We start from the raw sequence: 16,246 nt of genomic DNA, 5'->3' as shown, positions 1-16,246 counted from the left end.
CGGACCGATCCTAGGTCTGTCTGCTGGTTGTGGCTTCCGCCGGAAACTTGCCGAGCAACGCCTCGACCAGCTTTGAAAAGCCTATGCCCTTCGACGATTTGATCATGACCACGTCGCCGGGCTTCAATTCCGACAGAAGCACCGGTTTCAGATCTTCCGCGCCGGCGCGGTATTCCGTCTTGATCTCGCCCGGCAGCACGTCGGCCAGCGCCCGCATTTCCGGGCCGCCGAGGAAAACCGTGCGCGTATCGGTGCCGACGATCAGGTCGGCAAGCGCGGCATGCAATTTCGCCGAATGGCTGCCGAGCTCGAGCATGTCGCCAAGCACGGCAATGCGCCTGCCCTCGCCCGACACCGGTGTGGTGTTGAGCAGTGCCATTGCAGCGGTCATCGACGCCGGATTGGCGTTGTAGCTCTCGTCGATCAGTGTGATCGGCCCCTTGGGATGGCGCAACACATAGCGTTTGCCGCGTCCGCGTTCGGGCGAAAGATCGGCCAGCGCCTGCGCAACCCTGGTGACGTCGGCGCCGACCAGATGCGCGGCACCCAGCACGGCCAGCACATTCTGCACCATATGGCGGCCCGGCGCGCCGATCCTGGCGACAATCTCGTGTCCGCCAATCTTGGCGGCTATCACGGAGTGATCGGCATTGAGCTCGCATTTGATCAGTTTGAAGGTCGCCCGTGCATTCTCGCCGAACCCGTAGACATGCTCGACGCCCGCTTCTTTCGCCATCTTCTCCAGCAGCTTCCAGCGCTGGTCGTCGCGGTTGAGAAGGGCGGCGCCACCGGGCTCCAGTCCCTCGAAAACCTCTGCCTTGGCCTTGGCGATCTCGTCCAGGTTGCGGAAGAAGCCGAGATGAGCGGCCGCGATCAGCGTAATGATGGCGACATGCGGCCGGACCATTTTGACGAGGGGCCGGATCTCGTCCGGATGGTTCATGCCGATCTCGAAGACGGCATAGTCGCAATCCTGCGGCATGCGCGCCAGTGTCAGCGGCACGCCCCAGTGATTGTTGAACGACTGAGCCGATGCATGCACCGTACCGACCGCGGACAGAGCGTGGCGCAGTGCTTCCTTGGTGGTGGTTTTGCCCGCCGAACCGGTCACGGCAATCACCCTCGCCTTCGAGCGTGCGCGCGCCGCAACGCCGAGCTTTTCCAGCGCGACGAGCACGTCCTCCACGACGATCATCGGTGCCGTCAGCCGCCCCAGCGACGGCAGCTTGCCCTCGGCGACGACAAGCACGCCGGCGCCCGCCTTGATGGCGGCGGTGACGAAATCATGGCCGTCCATCACCTCGCCCTTGATGGCGAAGAAGGCGTCTCCCGGCTGCAGGCTGCGGCTGTCGATGGAAATGCCGGCGATGCCTTCAGGCATCGGACCGAGCGGCCGGCCATCCATGGCGGCAACCAGCGCCTCGGAGGTCCACAGATAGCTCACGCCGCTTGCTCCCTGAGCGCCGAGCGAACTTCCTCATGATCGGAAAAATGCAGCGTCTCGGTGCCGATGGTCTGGCCTTCCTCATGGCCCTTGCCGGCCACGATCAGCGTGTCGCCAGCGTGAAGCATCCCGACTGCCTCGTGGATGGCCTTGCGCCGGTCGCCGATCTCGATGGCGCCAGGTGCGGCCTCCAGGATCGCGGCGCGGATCGTCTCGGGAACTTCCGAGCGGGGATTGTCGTCGGTGACGATGACGACATCGGCCAGCCTTGTGGCGATCTCGCCCATGATCGGCCGCTTGCCCCGGTCACGGTCGCCGCCGCAACCGAATACGACGATGACGCGGCCGGTGGTAAAGGGACGCACCGAAGCCAGCACGTTTTCCAGCGCGTCCGGCTTGTGCGCGTAGTCGACATAGACCGGTGCGCCATTGGCGGCCGTCCCAACGAGGTCGAGCCGCCCCGGCGCACCCTTCAATTTCTCTAGCGCCATCAACGCCTTGGCAACAGATGTTCCAGTCGAAATGGCGAGGCCCGCCGACACCAGCGCATTGGCGATCTGGAAGTCGCCCGCCAACGGCAGGTCGACTTCATGGAGAACGCCGTCAACTTCGACCTCGGCGCGTTGGCGGTGGCGCTCGTGCTCGACCCGCTTCAGCCGCAGGAAATCGCCGTGGCGGCCGACCGTCAGCACGTTCAGTCCCGCTGCCCGCGCCGCCTTGATTGTCGGCTCCGACCACGGGTCGTCGGCAAAGATGACGGCCGGCGCGCCCTTCGGCAGCAGCGCATCGAACAGACGCAATTTGGCGCGATGATAGTCCTCGACCGTCGGATGATAGTCCATATGGTCGCGGCCGAGATTGGTGAAGCCGCCGGCCGCAAGCCTGACGCCATCGAGCCGGCGCTGGTCGAGGCCATGGCTGGACGCTTCCATCGAGGCGTGGGTGACGCCGGCCTCCGCCAACTCCTTGAGCAGCCTGTGCAGTGCCACCGGATCCGGCGTGGTCAGCGAGCCATATTCATTGCGGCCCGGCGCCACCACGCCGGTCGTGCCGATCGAAGCGGCGACCAAACCCGCCTGCTCCCATATCTGTCGGGTGAATGCGGCGACGGAGGTCTTGCCGCTGGTGCCGGTCACCGCGACCATGGTTTGCGGTTGCTTGCCGAAAATACGGGCAGCACTCAGCGCCAGCGCAAGGCGCGGATCGTCTACGACAAGAACCGGAACTGGCAGCCCGGCGACCGCACTGCCCTTGCCGACAACAATCGCGGCAGCGCCGCGGCTCGCGGCATCGGCGGCATAGGCTGCGCCATCCGCCTTGGAGCCGGTGAGCGCGAAAAAGACAACACCCGGTGTTACCTGGCGGGAGTCCGACGAAATCCCTGTAACCTCCATGTCGAAGGAAGCTGTCCCCTCGACAGGCAGGATACCGGCTAGATTTTTCAGCTTCATCGAACCCCGTTCATCGCAACAAAATAGCGCGCAGTTGCCGGCGCGCCCCAAGAATCACTGATAGGAAACCAGCGTTGCACCATTTTCATGGCTGAAATCTGGCTTCACGCCAAGCATGGAAGCCGCACGTCGGATGATGTTTGCAGCCATGATGCCCGCATTCGAGGCAGCCGTGGCACCCATGCCGGGCTTTTCCGGCTTCGGTTCGTCGGCGATCGTAAGCACTATGTATTGCGGATCGTCCATTGGGAAAGCCGCAACGAAAGCGTTGAAATTCTTTTCCTTCGAGTAGCGGCCGTTGACGACCTTCTCCGCCGTTCCCGTCTTGCCGCCCACCCGGTATCCTGGCACCCGGGCATTGCGGCCGGATCCCTTTTCGGCATTGAGGGCATAGAGATAGCGCATGCCCTCGACGGTCTTGTCGCTGACCACTTTCTTGGCCACCGCCATCGCCTGCTCCTGGGTGCGCGGCAGGAAGGTCGGGTCCATCAGATAGCCGCCATTCATCAGCGCGGCGCAGCCGACCGCCGTCTGCAGCGGGGTCGTCGACACGCCGTGGCCGAAGGCGATGGTAATCGAATTGACCTGCTTCCAGACCTTGGGCTCGGTCGGCCGGGCGACTTCCGGCAGTTCGGTCTGCATCTTCTCGAGGATTCCCAGGCGATGCAGGAATTCGCGGTGTCCGTCAATGCCAACCGCTTCGGCTTCCTTGGCAGAGCCGATATTGGATGAGTAGATGAACACTTCCGGCACCGACAGCACCCGGCCCTTGCCATGGAAATCATGGATGGTCTGATGGCCGATCCTGATCGGGCGCGATGCGTCGAAGCGGCTTTGCAGCGTTATCTTGCCGGAATCGAGCGCCATGGCGGTGGTGAAGCTCTTGAAGGTCGACCCCATTTCGTACAGGCCGGCGGACATACGGTTGAGCCGGTCCTTGTCCTGCGCGTTATAGGGGTTGTTCGGATCGAAATCTGGAACCGACGCCATCGCCAGCACCTCACCGGTCTTGACGTTGAGCACGACGGCACCCGCCGCGATCGCATGGTACTTTTCCATGCCGGTGGCGACCTCGTCACGTACGATATGCTGGACGCGCAGATCGATCGAGAGCTGGACCGGCTTCAAATCCTTGGCCACCGCCAGGCCCGACGCCTGAAGATCGCTCAAGCCCTGTTCGTCGATGTATTTCTCCATGCCGGAGATGCCCTGATTGTCGATGTTGGTGAGGCCGACAATGTAGGACGAGGTTTCGCCGGCCGGATAGAACCGGCGCTTTTCGGTGCGGAAGCCGAAGCCGGGGATGCCGAGCTGCATGATATCGGCCTGCTGCTTCGGCGTCAGTTGCCGCTGCAGCCAGACGAAGCCGGCGCCGCTCTTCAGCTTGTTGTATGTCTGCTCGTAGTCGATCTCGGGAAGCACCGTCGACAGCTTTTCGATCGCCTCGTCGGCATCGACGATGCGGCGCGGTTCGGCAAACAGCGACGCCGTCTTGATGTCGGTCGCCAGCACTTCGCCATTACGGTCGACGATGTCGGGCCGCGATGCCGTCACCCGGCTCTGCGGCCCGCCCGACAGGTCGGGGTTCTGGAAACCCAGATAGACCAGCCGCCCGGCAATGGTCGAATAGATACCGAAGAACACCGCCATCGTCATGACAATGCGGGTCCTGCCCTTGCCACCGGTTGCCTTGCGGGCACCTTCGACCACGATCGATCCGCCCGCGCCGGGCTTCGAACCGCGCTTCAGCAGCCTGCCAACCTGTGGAAATCTGGCGGCCATTGGAAATCCGGTGATCATTGGACGATGCCTCCGGTCACCACCGGATCCTTGCCGCCAATATCAGCCATGCCGCCCAGCCGCTGCGATGAAAGGTCCTCGATGTTGACGGGTTTGGCCGGCAGATCGTCCAGCCCGACGATCTGGCGCGCATTGACCGGCTCGAGTCCGAGTTGCGATTTGTAGATTTCGGTGAGCTTCTGCAGGCGCGACGGCTGGGTAAGCAGGCTCCAGTCCGCCTTGAGCAGGTCGATCGTGTCCTCTTCATAACGGATCTGCGCCTGGATCTTGTGCACTGCCGCCAGTTGCTCCTCGGCCTCGCGCTTGGTCTTGTAGGTCAAGGCAGCCGCCGAAACCATGACGGCGATCAGGACTATGTCGCTGGTACGAAACACGTGTTCACCTCTCTCCCGGTCGATCGGCACCGGGAAGCTTTGGGCCAGGCAGTTTTGGCAGGCCGAAAATCGAAAAATCACCAGCGCGCGCCGGCGCCTCTGTACGGATCGCAGCGCGCAGCCTTGCCGAGCGCGCCCGCGGATTGGCCGAAATCTCGGCATCGCCAGGCGTCACGCCGCTGCCCTTCTTGGTGAAGGTGGCGGTGCGCGCCTGCGCCTCGGGCAGGTGCCGCGATCCGGTCGCTGAATCAGCTCTGTCGGCGATAAAGCGCTTGACCATGCGGTCCTCCAACGAATGGAAGGTCACCACGGCAAGCCGCCCGCCCGGTTTCAGCACGCGCTCGGCGGCAAACAGCGCCTTTGCCAGCTCGCCGAGCTCGTCGTTGACGAAGATGCGCAGCGCCTGGAAAACCCGGGTGGCTGGATGGATCTTGTCTTTCGGCGCGCGGCCGATATGCGTCTCGATGGCATCGGCAAGGTCGAGCGTGCGCTCAAAGGGGCGTTTTTCGCGACGGCTCTCGATCATACGGGCGATGCGCCCAGCATGGCGTTCTTCGCCGAGAAAACCGAAGATGCGGGCAAGATCGCCCACCTTGAAAGTGTTGACGACGTCGGCGGCGCTCAGGCCCGCCTGCGCCATGCGCATGTCGAGCGGTCCATCGGCGCGGAATGAAAAGCCGCGCTCCGGCTGGTCGATCTGCATGGAGGAGATGCCGATGTCGAGCACGACGCCATCGGCACTTTCAACCTGCTCGTCGAGCGTTGAGAACGGTGCCTGGACAAGCCTGAGCCTGCCGCCGGACTGCTGTTCAAGGGTCCGCCCCGCCGCGATCGCATCCGGATCGCGGTCGATGGCGACGACCGAGGCTCCGCTTGCCAGAATGGCCTTCGTGTAGCCGCCAGCACCGAACGTGCCGTCGACGAGCACCTCGCCTTTTGTCGGCGCCAGCGCCTCCAGAACTTCGGCAAGGAGGACCGGAATGTGACGGGCTGGTCCGCCAACGGCATGAACTTCATCGCCGTCGCCCGCCATCATTCCGGCCGCTCCCCGGGCTTCGTCCCCTGCCGAAGCTGCAAAAGCCGGGCGCGAGCTTCCGTCCCATAGGCGCTGAGCCGTCCCGGCTCCCAGATCTGAAAGAAATTGCCGCGGCCAACGAAGGCCACTTCCGCTGAAATGCCCGTATGCTCGCGAATGAAATCGCTCATCGTGATACGGCCGTCCTGGTCGAGCTTCAGAAACGTTCCATCGCCATGGCAGAAGAACGACATGTCGTCCGCCGCCTGCAGGAACGGGTCTTCCTGCGCGATGCGCTGCTCGTAGCGATCGAGCAGGTCGAGCCCACCGACATCCATCGCCGGGCGATCCAGGCAGCGTAGCGCATAAAGTTCCGAATAGCCGCGTTTCTGCACAACGGCACGGAAATGCGCCGGCACGGACACCCGTCCCTTCGCATCGATCCTGTTCACCGCGTTCGACAGAAACCGGTCCATTACGCCTTACGGCCGCTTGCGCCGCCGCACCCCTCTGCATCTTCCTGTCCGCGCCGCCCCGGCCCGGTCGCCGTCCAAAACCCACTTCATTATGACGGGCGAACGCAGGCAAACGCGCAGCCGCCGCGGCTGCCCGATTGGCGTACGCTTCACCCTGACACGGAACGAAGGCTTGAGTATCGGAATGGGATATCATGGGGTGTTATGGGCGTCAACGGGAACAGTCTTCAAAACGCGCCTGCCACGACTGGGGAGAGCAGCTTTGACGGCACTCCGGTCTTTATCCTCCATTAAGCCTAACGAAGGGTTTAGAGCCGTGTGGTCCAACCGGACGCGGCTTGCTGCGGATCGTTGCCGCGCATAGCCTCGGCATCTCCTTTTCCGGTCAGTAACGAGGTTTGAAGCCATGTCTGAAACAGCCAAGTCGCGCGCCGCGGCACTTCCTCATCTGCGTCGCGCCGGGCTGGCCAAGGGCGACCCAATTCCCTTGCCCTTGACCATGGCCGCCATTTTCCACGCGCCGGGTGACGCCACCGGCTACGATCAATATGGCCGCTTCAGCAATCCGACCTGGGATGCAGTCGAGCACATGCTGGCGCATCTGGAAGACGCCCCATGCGTCGCCTTTCCCTCGGGAATGGCTGCCATCTCGGCGGTGTTTTTCGGCCTGCTCAAAGCCGGCGACCGTATCCTGCTGCCGTCCGACGGCTACCATACGACGAGAGCGTTGGCAGACCGTTTCCTGAAGTCCTTCGGCGTCGCGTACGATGTCCGGCCGACATCGAGCTTCCTCGACGGCGGCTTTGACGGATACCGGCTTGCCTTCGTCGAAACGCCCGCCAATCCAGGACTGGACATATGCGACATCGCAGCCGTCGCCGAAGCCGTGCACAAAGCGGGTGCGATGCTTGTGGTCGACAACACGACGATGACGCCTTTCGGCCAGCGCCCGCTCGATCTCGGCGCCGATATCGTCATTGCTGCCGACACCAAGGCGCCGAACGGCCATTCCGATGTGCTGTTCGGCCATGTCGCCAGCCGCAACGCAGATATTATCTCGAGGGTGACCGACTGGCGCGAGACGTCGGGCGCCATCCCCGGGCCGTTCGAGGCATGGCTGGTACATCGCGGCCTCGAAACGCTGGACGTGCGCTTCGACCGCATGTGCGCTTCCGCCGAAATGATAGCGCGACGGCTGAAAGACCATCGCGCAATCAGCGGCTTGCGCTTTCCGGGACTGGAGAGCGACCCATCACACAATCTTGCCCGCGCCCAGATGGAGCGCTTCGGATTTCTCATCTCGTTCGTGCTCGCCTCGGAGGACAAGGCCGAGGATTTCATCAACAACTGCGCGTTGATGCAGGCAGCGACATCGTTCGGCGGCGTACACACTTCGGCCGAACGGCGATCAAAAAGGGGAGATGCCGTTCCGCCCGGCTTCGTTCGCTTGTCGATCGGCTGCGAGCCGGTGGAAGAGCTTTGGCAGGCGATCGAGACGTCGCTAGACCGCATCGGCACCTGAGCAGCGCGACTACGAATTCAGATCGCCGGCGTCGATCTTGCGCCGGCCGTGGAGAACGCGAACGATTTCGATCGCCTCTTCGCGGACACGATACAAAGTGAGGTATTCGCCGACGATCAGGTGACGGATGCCGGGCGCAATGTCTTCGCGCGGTGCACCTGAGAAGGGATGCAGGGTCAGCAAATCCACCGCCTTTGCAAGAGATCCACGAGGCGAACCGCCGCATTTGGATTCTGTTCGGCAATGTAGTCGACGATGGCTTCGAGGTCGATCGATGCCTGAGGAAGCAGGCGATATTTCACTCCTCAAGGCCTTTGGCCTCGGCCATTTTCAGATATTTGGCGCGCAGCCGTTCCATGATTGGCGGCCCGTCCAGCGCCGGTCCGCTGTCGATCCCCTCCTGCGCCATCTTGCGCAATTCCTCGACCGTGTAGCCGAGCAGGTCGCGCCTGTCCTTCCATTGCCTCAGTGCGTCGCGGATCACCTCGCTCGCCGAGGCATATTCGCCGGCGGCGACCACGTCGTCGACTGCCGCGGCCAACTCCGGCGACAGCGTGATGCTACGTTTATCGACCTGTCCCATGACGCGCTCCTGAATATCGTCATCAACTGGTACGATTTAATCGCACCATTTTCAAGGAATGTCGCGCTCGATTGCGGGTCGAAAAGTGAATCAACGGCTGCGCCCGAAGACGTAACCTGCTGATATCAGGAGATTTCCTTTTATCGGGGAAACTGCCAGCTGGCCTGTAAGCCGGGTTCTGTATGGCCCTCGCCCCTTACGGGGCGAGAACGTGGCGGCCATTCATCTTGGGCGCATGTTGCCATGCGCCTCACGCAACCTACCCGGACGGTGAGCCGGAAACAGCCCTCGAGGGTTTCCCCTCGCACCGCCCCTATTCGGTCTTGCTCCCGGTGGGGTTTACCGTGCCGCTCCTGTTGCCAGTCGCGCGGTGGGCTCTTACCCCACCCTTTCACCCTTGCCACGATTAGATCGTGGCGGTTTGCTTTCTGTGGCACTTTCCCTGGGGTCGCCCCCGCCGGCCATTAACCGGCACCGTGTCTCCATGGAGCCCGGACTTTCCTCACCCGCAGCCTTTCGGCTTCGCGGGTGCGGCCGCCCGGCCAGCTGGCAAGGCGTATAAAGGGGTTCAGGCCCGAAAACGCAAACGAAAAAGCAAGTTATCGCTTGTCAGGCGGGCGCTCCAAGTGCTGCCAGTTGCACCTTGACCTTGCCGCAATAGGCTGCGGACACCGGGTTCATCCGTGTGGCGCCGTGGCCGGCATTGTATTTCAGGATCGTGCCGCAGGTCGTGCCGCCGCCGAGATCCCGCGCCATGGCAAGGTACTTCATGCCGTATTTGATGTTGGTATCGGGATCGTAGAGACCCTGAACCGAACCGCTATAGCCCATCATTCTTGCCGTCGCCGGCTTGATCTGCATCAGGCCGATCTCGCCGGCGCTGCCGACCTGGTTCGGCTGGTAGTTGCTCTCGATCTTGATGACGGCATTGGCGAGCGATACCGGCACGCCGTAGCTGGCGGCATATCGCGCAATGATCGCCGAATACTGTCCGCTGCCGCCGACAACCGCCGCCTGGGGCGCTGGCCTGCTCTTCGGAGCGACTGACGCTGTTGCCATACGGTCGATGCGTTTGCGATTACGCTTCACATGCTGTTTGGAGATTGTCTTTCTCGCAGCGGTTGGCCTTTTCGCGGAGACTGGCTTTTTCGTTCTTACCGCGGCCGCTTTTTCCACTTTTGCGGTGGTGGTCTTCTCTACTTTTGCACCACCTTTCGGCATGGCGGTTTTGCCGGCTGCGGCACTGAAGCCTTGATCGACCCGCTGGCTCAGCGGCGCGCTGTTCGCCGCGCTGAAGGCAAAAGTCATTACGCCGGCAGCAATGGCTGCCGTTAAAACGGTCAATTTCTGCATGTGATCCTGTTCTGTTTGATCTGCACAAAGAACTTCGCGCAGATACCCTCAATCAACATCGGAACATCTGGGGATAGAGATCCGACAATCTGTACGGATCGCCTTTGACGACGGAATTGGCGCCAAAGAAGGCGGCGCAAGTCACTTTAGGTAACAGATTGTAACTTTTAATCTGGGAAAAGATTATTTGAGAGAGGCTATCCTTGCGGAAGCGAGCAGCCTTTCCAGCGTGCGGATCGTCGATCCGTCAGCCATGCCATCGACCAGGCGCTGCCGGAAATGCCGCTGAAATGCCTCGACCACGATTTCGGTCTGCCGGTCGAAAGCGCCGGTGATCTCGACGCCATAACCATAGAGCGACAGCATCGACTGCAGCGCCTCGACCTCGGCGCCGGTATCATCTGGCTTCAGTACGGCGCCGCGCCGGATCGGTGCGGCCGGCACAACATGGCCGACACCGGCGGCAAACAAGGCTTTCCATGGAAATTTCTCGCCCGGATCGACCTTGCGCCCCGGTGCCACGTCGGAATGGGCGAGCACCCGCTGCGCCAGAATGGAATGGCGCTCGACGATGCCGGCGCACAGGCCGATCACCGCGTCGATCTGCGGTTTTGGAAAATTGCGATAGCCGAGAGTATGCCCCGGATTGACGATCTCGATGCCGATCGAACAGGAGTTGATGTCGCTCTGTCCGAACCACGAGCTCTTGCCGGCATGCCAGGCGCGATCGCTTTCCCTTACCATCTGAACAATGCGGCCGTCCTCATGGACCAGATAGTGCGACGAGACCTCGCTTGCCGGATCGCACAACCATGCCTCGGCGCCGACGCCGGTCGCCATGCCGGTATAGTGCAGCACAATCATATCGGGTCTAAGCGTGCCGCGCCGTGGTCCGAAATTCGGCGATACCCTGACCTCGGCGCCCGGCTCGTCGGGCGGAAAGCCGCTCATGCGTGCCGCAGGCCTCGCTCGATCATCTCATAGGCCGCGTTGATCGCCGCCAGCCTGGTCGTCGCGATCTTGATGAATTCCTGCGGCAGGCCGCGTGCGATCAGCCGGTCCGGATGATTGTCGGAGACCAGCTTGCGGTAGCGCCTGCGGACCTCCTCGAACGGCTTCCCACGCTCGATGCCGAGCACAACATAAGGATCGGCGGCGCCCAGATCCACATGCCGCGCCAGGATGCTCTGGTAGTGCGCCTCATCGATGCGGAAGATCTCGGCGATGCGATGCAGGAATTGGCGCTCGCGCTCATGCACCAGCCCGTCGGCCTTGGCGATGTGGAACAGCCCGTCGAGTATGTCCTCCAGCATCAGGCAATTCGAATGGCCCGAACCGCAAAGCTGCGCCATCCGCTCGGCATAGGTCTCGAAACCGGCAATGTCGCGTTTGGCCAAATCGTAGAGCCGCGCCACATTGCGCCTCTGTTCCTTCGGCACCTCGAATATTTCCTGGAAGGCGCGCACCTCGTCTTGCGTGACGATGCCGTCTGCCTTGGCCATCTTGGCCGACAGGGCGATCATCGCCACCGAGAAGGCGACGCGCCGGCGCAGATCGGCATCGCCGGAGAAAACCGTGCGCACGGCTTCGACCACTTCGGCGACGCCTGACGACGCTGAAGATGAAACGCGTGTGACGAAATCGCCGAGGCGGTCCCAAATCGACATGAGGGTTTCATAGGGCCAACCGCCCATCGCTATCAAGCCAAGACAGTGCCGCAGGGGCTGGCCCAATCGATTTGGCGGAATGCCTGAGGCAGCTGGCGCTAGCGCTCACCCATGGAAAATCCGCAGACGGCAGCCTCGGCGCGCAAACGGCGAGCCTAGCGATTGGCGCCTTGGGTCGTCGTTTCAGCGCCAGCGTCGGCGCACTCGGCCGCAAGGCGCGGGTATCGTAAGCAGCAGAAAGGCCGGCGTGTGAGGCCGGCCTCCCTTGGTTGTCACCTCAATTACTGCGCAGGGGCAGCCGGCGCAGGAGCGGGGGCCGGGGCCGGCTCGGCAGGTTTGTTAGCGTCAGGAGCAGCCGGCTTCATCGTCTGGTCGGATGCCGGCGGGTTGGTGCTCTGCGTCGTAGTGTTGTCAGTGCCGCTATCGCTGCAGGCCGCAACGCCAAGCAAGGCAAGCGCCGAGACCGACGCAAGAATGAGTTTCTTCATGATATCTCTCCTCTAATCACGCCACCGTTACCGGCGACGATCGAGGACACAATGCATCAGGTCATGATGAGTTTCGTAACGTTGCGTTTCCGCGTGTAACATCAAGCGCTTGGCCGTACAAAGCGTTGAGCACTAACAGGATGCGTAAAGTGAAAATGCCGGAGGCGCTGCCATGACCGCAAGATGGGATTTCTGGATCGACCGCGGCGGTACCTTCACCGACATCATCGGCCGGGACCCGGAAGGCGGGCTGCATCCCAGGAAACTCCTTTCGGAAAATCCCGAAGCCTATGCCGACGCTGCCATCCAGGGCATTCGCGAACTGCTCGGCGTCCAGCCCGGCGCCCCAATCCCCTCCGCTCTGATCGGCGACGTCAAAATGGGCACCACGGTTGCCACCAATGCGCTTCTCGAGCGCAAGGGCGACCGCGTGCTGCTGCTCATCACCAAGGGCTTCCGCGATGCGCTGAGGATTGCCTATCAGGCCAGGCCCGATATCTTTGCCAAGCAGATCATCCTTCCCGAACAGCTCTACGAGCACGTCATCGAGATAGACGAACGCGTGCGCGCCGACGGTCGTGTCGAACGCCTGCTCGACATCGCCTCCGTGCGTCCTGCCATCGAACAGGCCAAGGCTGACGGTATCGATGCGGTCGCGATCGTCTTCATGCATGCCTGGAAACATCCCGATCACGAAAAGGCGGTCGCCAAAGTCTGTCGAAAACTCGGATTCTCGCAGGTCTCGGTCAGCCACGAGGTCTCGCCGCTGATCAAGCTGGTCGGCCGCGGCGACACCACGGTGGTCGACGCGTATCTGTCGCCGATCCTGGCAAGGTATGTGCAAAGGGTTGCGGCGGAACTGGGTGCCGCGCCAATCTCCCCCCTTGTGGGGGAGATGTCGGCGAAGCCGACAGAGGGGGGCGCTGTCCCGCCAACATCTCAGTCTGTCACGCCCCCCTCTGCCCTGCCCCCTTTGCCGCCACTTGGCATCTCCCCCACAACGGGGGAGATTGGCCAATCCCCCCGCCTTATGTTCATGATGTCGTCGGGCGGCCTCACCGCCGCCGACATGTTCCAGGGCAAGGATGCGCTGTTGTCCGGCCCGGCCGGCGGCGTCGTCGGCATGGTCGAGACGGCAAAACTCGCCGGTTTCGGCAAAGTCATCGGCTTCGACATGGGCGGCACCTCCACCGATGTCGCCCACTATGATGGCGACTACGAGCGCGCCTTCGACACCGAGGTCGCCGGCGTGCGCATCCGCGCGCCGATGATGCGCATCCACACCGTCGCCGCCGGCGGCGGCTCGATCCTGCACTATGAGGCCGGCCGCTTTCGCGCCGGGCCGGATTCGGCCGGCGCCAATCCCGGCCCGGCCGCCTACCGGCGCGGCGGTCCGCTTGCGGTCACCGACGCCAATGTCATGCTGGGAAAGCTGCAGCCCGACTTCTTTCCGGCCATTTTTGGGCCGGGCCAGGACGAACCGCTCGACGTGCGGACAGTTCGCGAGACGTTCACCGCACTTGCCGCCGAAATCGGCGACGGCCGCTCGCCGGAAGCCGTTGCCGAAGGGTTCGTCACCATCGCCGTCGAAAACATGGCCAATGCCATCAAGAAGATTTCGGTGCAGCGCGGCTACGACGTCACCGAATACCTGCTGAATTGTTTCGGCGGCGCCGGCGGCCAGCACGCTTGCCTCGTCGCCGATGCGCTCGGCATGGAGGCTGTGCTGATCCATCCCTTTTCCGGCCTGCTCTCGGCATACGGCATCGGCCTGTCCTCGGTGTTTGCGTCACGCCAGCAGGCGCTGCTGAAGCCGCTGGCGGACGATTCCGGGCCGGCGATCAACGAGCTCATCGCAACGCTGCGCAAAGCCGTCATCGACGAACTCGCCGCGCAAGGCATCACCGAAGACGCGGTCGCCTCGAAGCCGGTGCTGCAGATCCGCTATGACGGCACCGATACCGCGCTGCCTGTGAACTTTGGGCACGGCTCGATTGCGCAGGCCAAGGCGGACTTCGAACTGGCGCACAAGGCGCAGTTCGGCTTCGTCTATGACGACAAGCCGATGATCGTCGAATCGGTCGGCGTCGAAGGTACCGATACCGGCAGCACCGGCCGCGACGAAAGCGATTCATTTCTTGAACACAAGGCCGCAAGTCCTTCCGGGACGCGGAAAATTTTCGTCGACGGCATCTGGCGCGACGCTGGCATCTTCCCTCGCGAAACGCTGAAGCCCGGTAACAAGATCGCCGGCCCCGCTTTGATCATCGAGCCGAACCAGACCATCGTCGTCGAGCCCGGCTGGCAGGCCGAGATCACCGCCAAGGACCATGTACTGATGCGCCGCATCGAGAAGAAGCACCGGCAGGCCGCACTCGGCACCGAAGCCGATCCGGTGATGCTGGAGGTCTTCAACAATCTGTTCATGTCGATCGCCGAGCAGATGGGCGTAACGCTGCAGAACACCGCCTATTCGGTCAATATCAAGGAGCGGCTCGACTTCTCCTGTGCCGTTTTCGACCGGAATGGCGCGCTGGTCGCCAACGCGCCGCATATGCCGGTGCATCTCGGCTCGATGGACCGCTCGGTGGAGACCATCATCCGGCTCAATTCCGGCGACATTCACCCCGGCGACGTCTTTGCCCTGAACGCCCCTTACAATGGCGGCACGCATCTGCCTGATATCACCGTGGTGACACCGGTGTTTTCCCTCCCCCTCGAGGGGAGGGTGGCCGCGAAGCGGCCGGGTGGGGTCCTCTCAGAAGGCACCACAAATGCGTCGAGCACTGCCGCAACGACCCCCTCCGGCGGCTTCGCCGCCACCTCCCCCTCGAGGGGGGAGGAGATCCTCTTCTACGTAGCCTCGCGTGGCCACCATGCCGACATCGGCGGCACCGCGCCCGGCTCGATGACGCCGCTTGCCACTACCGTCGATGAGGAAGGTGTGCTGTTTGACAATTTCCGCATCGTCGATCGCGGCAGGTTCCGCGAGAAGGACCTGGAGACGCTGCTGACCGACCACCCCTACCCGGCGCGCAATCCGCACCAGAACATCGCCGACCTCAAGGCGCAGATCGCCGCGAACGAAAAGGGCGTCGCCGAGCTGCGCAAGATGGTCGCGCATTTCGGCCTTGGCGTCGTCGAAGCCTATATGGGCCATGTCCAGGACAATGCCGCCGAAAGCGTGCGTCGCGTAGTGGAGCGGCTGCCCGACAGTTCCGAATACGAATATCCGACCGACACCGGCCAAATGATCAAGGTGAAGATATCGGTCGACCGGCACAAGCGCGAAGCGACCGTCGACTTCACCGGCACGTCGCCAGTGATGAAGAACAATTTCAACGCGCCAGAGCCGGTCGCCCGTGCCGCGGTGCTTTATGCCTTCCGCGTCATGGTCGAAGACAACATCCCGATGAATGCCGGATGTCTGCGGCCGATCAACATCGTCATTCCCGACGGCTCGATGCTGAAGCCCGCCTATCCCGCGGCAGTCGTCGCCGGCAATGTCGAGACCTCGCAGCACGTCACCAACGCGCTGTTCGGCGCGATGAGGGCAATGGCCAATGCGCAAGGCACGATGAATAATCTCACCTTCGGCAACAAGCAGTACCAGTATTATGAGACGATCTGCTCCGGTTCGCCGGCCGGCCGCATGAACGACGGCCGCGGCTTTCACGGCACCTCCGGCGTCCACACCCACATGACCAATTCGCGCCTGACCGATCCGGAAGTGCTGGAACTGCGTTTCCCGGTATTGCTCGAAGATTTCCATATCCGCGAAGGTTCCGGCGGCAAAGGCAAATGGAATGCCGGCGACGGCACCAAGCGCACCATCCGCTTCCTCGAAAAAATGGAATGCGCGATCCTGTCCTCGCATCGCAACCGCCCGCCGCAAGGCCTGGACGGCGGCGGCGATGGCGAGGTTGGCTCGACCAAGATCCGCCGCAAGGATGGCCGCGTCGAGGTCCTGAAGGCCTGCGATCAGACCATCCTCGACGCCGGCGAGGCAGTCATCGTGACGACGCCGACGCCTGGTGGATTTGGCAAGGCCTGAACTCGCGTCAACAGGCTGT

Annotated in this window: 14 protein-coding genes and 1 other RNA gene; 2 read left to right on the top strand and 13 right to left on the bottom strand. The window is 62.7% G+C overall.

The window, feature by feature from the left end; translation table 11 throughout:
• Positions 1–10: 10 nt before the first annotated feature.
• Genes NKH29_RS00245 through mraZ form a run of 6 tightly spaced genes read right to left on the bottom strand, consistent with a single transcriptional unit; the run spans position 11 to position 6,560 of the window.
• Positions 11–1,444 carry a UDP-N-acetylmuramoylalanyl-D-glutamyl-2,6-diaminopimelate--D-alanyl-D-alanine ligase gene (locus tag NKH29_RS00245; protein WP_023721205.1) on the bottom strand — a complete coding sequence of 478 codons (1,434 nt, stop codon included), beginning with the start codon at positions 1,442–1,444 and terminating at the stop codon, positions 11–13.
• Positions 1,441–2,895 carry a UDP-N-acetylmuramoyl-L-alanyl-D-glutamate--2,6-diaminopimelate ligase gene (locus NKH29_RS00240; protein ID WP_023721206.1) on the bottom strand — a complete coding sequence of 485 codons (1,455 nt, stop codon included), beginning with the start codon at positions 2,893–2,895 and terminating at the stop codon, positions 1,441–1,443. The genes NKH29_RS00245 and NKH29_RS00240 overlap by 4 nt, the downstream gene beginning before the upstream one ends.
• Before the next feature lie 54 nt (positions 2,896–2,949).
• Positions 2,950–4,677: a peptidoglycan D,D-transpeptidase FtsI family protein gene (locus tag NKH29_RS00235; protein ID WP_352481539.1), complete on the bottom strand. Its 1,728-nt coding sequence runs from the start codon at positions 4,675–4,677 to the stop codon at positions 2,950–2,952.
• A 14-nt stretch (positions 4,678–4,691) separates the two neighbouring features.
• The gene (ftsL, locus tag NKH29_RS00230; protein WP_023676771.1) at positions 4,692–5,069 is read right to left on the bottom strand and encodes a cell division protein FtsL; all 378 of its coding nucleotides are present in this window, start codon (positions 5,067–5,069) and stop codon (positions 4,692–4,694) included.
• Positions 5,070–5,073: 4 nt separating this feature from the next.
• The gene (rsmH, locus tag NKH29_RS00225) at positions 5,074–6,105 is read right to left on the bottom strand and encodes a 16S rRNA (cytosine(1402)-N(4))-methyltransferase RsmH (RefSeq protein WP_023721208.1); all 1,032 of its coding nucleotides are present in this window, start codon (positions 6,103–6,105) and stop codon (positions 5,074–5,076) included.
• Complete coding sequence (mraZ, locus tag NKH29_RS00220; protein WP_352481541.1) at positions 6,102–6,560, bottom strand: division/cell wall cluster transcriptional repressor MraZ; 459 nt, start codon at positions 6,558–6,560, stop codon at positions 6,102–6,104. Before mraZ ends, rsmH begins: the two co-directional genes overlap by 4 nt.
• Before the next feature lie 406 nt (positions 6,561–6,966).
• On the opposite strand from mraZ, the gene NKH29_RS00215 reads away from it, so the two are divergent.
• Positions 6,967–8,082, top strand: coding sequence for a cystathionine gamma-lyase (locus NKH29_RS00215; RefSeq protein ID WP_352495118.1), 1,116 nt, complete (start codon positions 6,967–6,969; stop codon positions 8,080–8,082).
• 9 nt (positions 8,083–8,091) lie between these two features.
• Here the strand turns inward: NKH29_RS00215 and NKH29_RS00210 are convergent, their stop codons facing one another.
• The 7 genes from NKH29_RS00210 to NKH29_RS00180 all read right to left on the bottom strand — a co-directional run bounded on the left by NKH29_RS00210 (position 8,092) and on the right by NKH29_RS00180 (position 12,173).
• Positions 8,092–8,271, bottom strand: coding sequence for a type II toxin-antitoxin system RelE/ParE family toxin (locus NKH29_RS00210; RefSeq protein WP_245278673.1), 180 nt, complete (start codon positions 8,269–8,271; stop codon positions 8,092–8,094).
• Positions 8,272–8,380: 109 nt separating this feature from the next.
• Complete coding sequence (locus NKH29_RS00205; protein WP_352481543.1) at positions 8,381–8,665, bottom strand: type II toxin-antitoxin system ParD family antitoxin; 285 nt, start codon at positions 8,663–8,665, stop codon at positions 8,381–8,383.
• 151 nt (positions 8,666–8,816) lie between these two features.
• Positions 8,817–9,215: RNase P RNA component class A (rnpB, locus tag NKH29_RS00200), an RNA gene on the bottom strand.
• 59 nt (positions 9,216–9,274) lie between these two features.
• Positions 9,275–10,018, bottom strand: a complete 744-nt coding sequence (locus NKH29_RS00195; RefSeq protein ID WP_352788566.1) for a lytic transglycosylase domain-containing protein — start codon at positions 10,016–10,018, stop codon at positions 9,275–9,277.
• A 183-nt stretch (positions 10,019–10,201) separates the two neighbouring features.
• Positions 10,202–10,969 carry an N-acetylmuramoyl-L-alanine amidase gene (locus NKH29_RS00190; protein WP_352998772.1) on the bottom strand — a complete coding sequence of 256 codons (768 nt, stop codon included), beginning with the start codon at positions 10,967–10,969 and terminating at the stop codon, positions 10,202–10,204.
• Positions 10,966–11,685: a J domain-containing protein gene (locus NKH29_RS00185; protein ID WP_023721214.1), complete on the bottom strand. Its 720-nt coding sequence runs from the start codon at positions 11,683–11,685 to the stop codon at positions 10,966–10,968. The genes NKH29_RS00190 and NKH29_RS00185 overlap by 4 nt, the downstream gene beginning before the upstream one ends.
• 281 nt (positions 11,686–11,966) lie before the next feature.
• A complete protein-coding gene (locus NKH29_RS00180) occupies positions 11,967–12,173 on the bottom strand; it encodes a hypothetical protein (RefSeq protein WP_023721215.1) in 207 nt (68 codons plus the stop codon).
• A 172-nt stretch (positions 12,174–12,345) separates the two neighbouring features.
• On the opposite strand from NKH29_RS00180, the gene NKH29_RS00175 reads away from it, so the two are divergent.
• Positions 12,346–16,227 (top strand): hydantoinase B/oxoprolinase family protein, encoded by a 3,882-nt coding sequence (locus NKH29_RS00175; RefSeq protein WP_352998770.1) that lies wholly within the window; start codon positions 12,346–12,348, stop codon positions 16,225–16,227.
• The last annotated feature ends 19 nt before the right edge of the window (positions 16,228–16,246 follow it).

It is taken from the genome of Mesorhizobium sp. M1295 (assembly GCF_040318135.1).
GTDB lineage: Bacteria > Pseudomonadota > Alphaproteobacteria > Rhizobiales > Rhizobiaceae > Mesorhizobium.
This window is presented reverse-complemented; position numbering and strand designations above follow the sequence as displayed.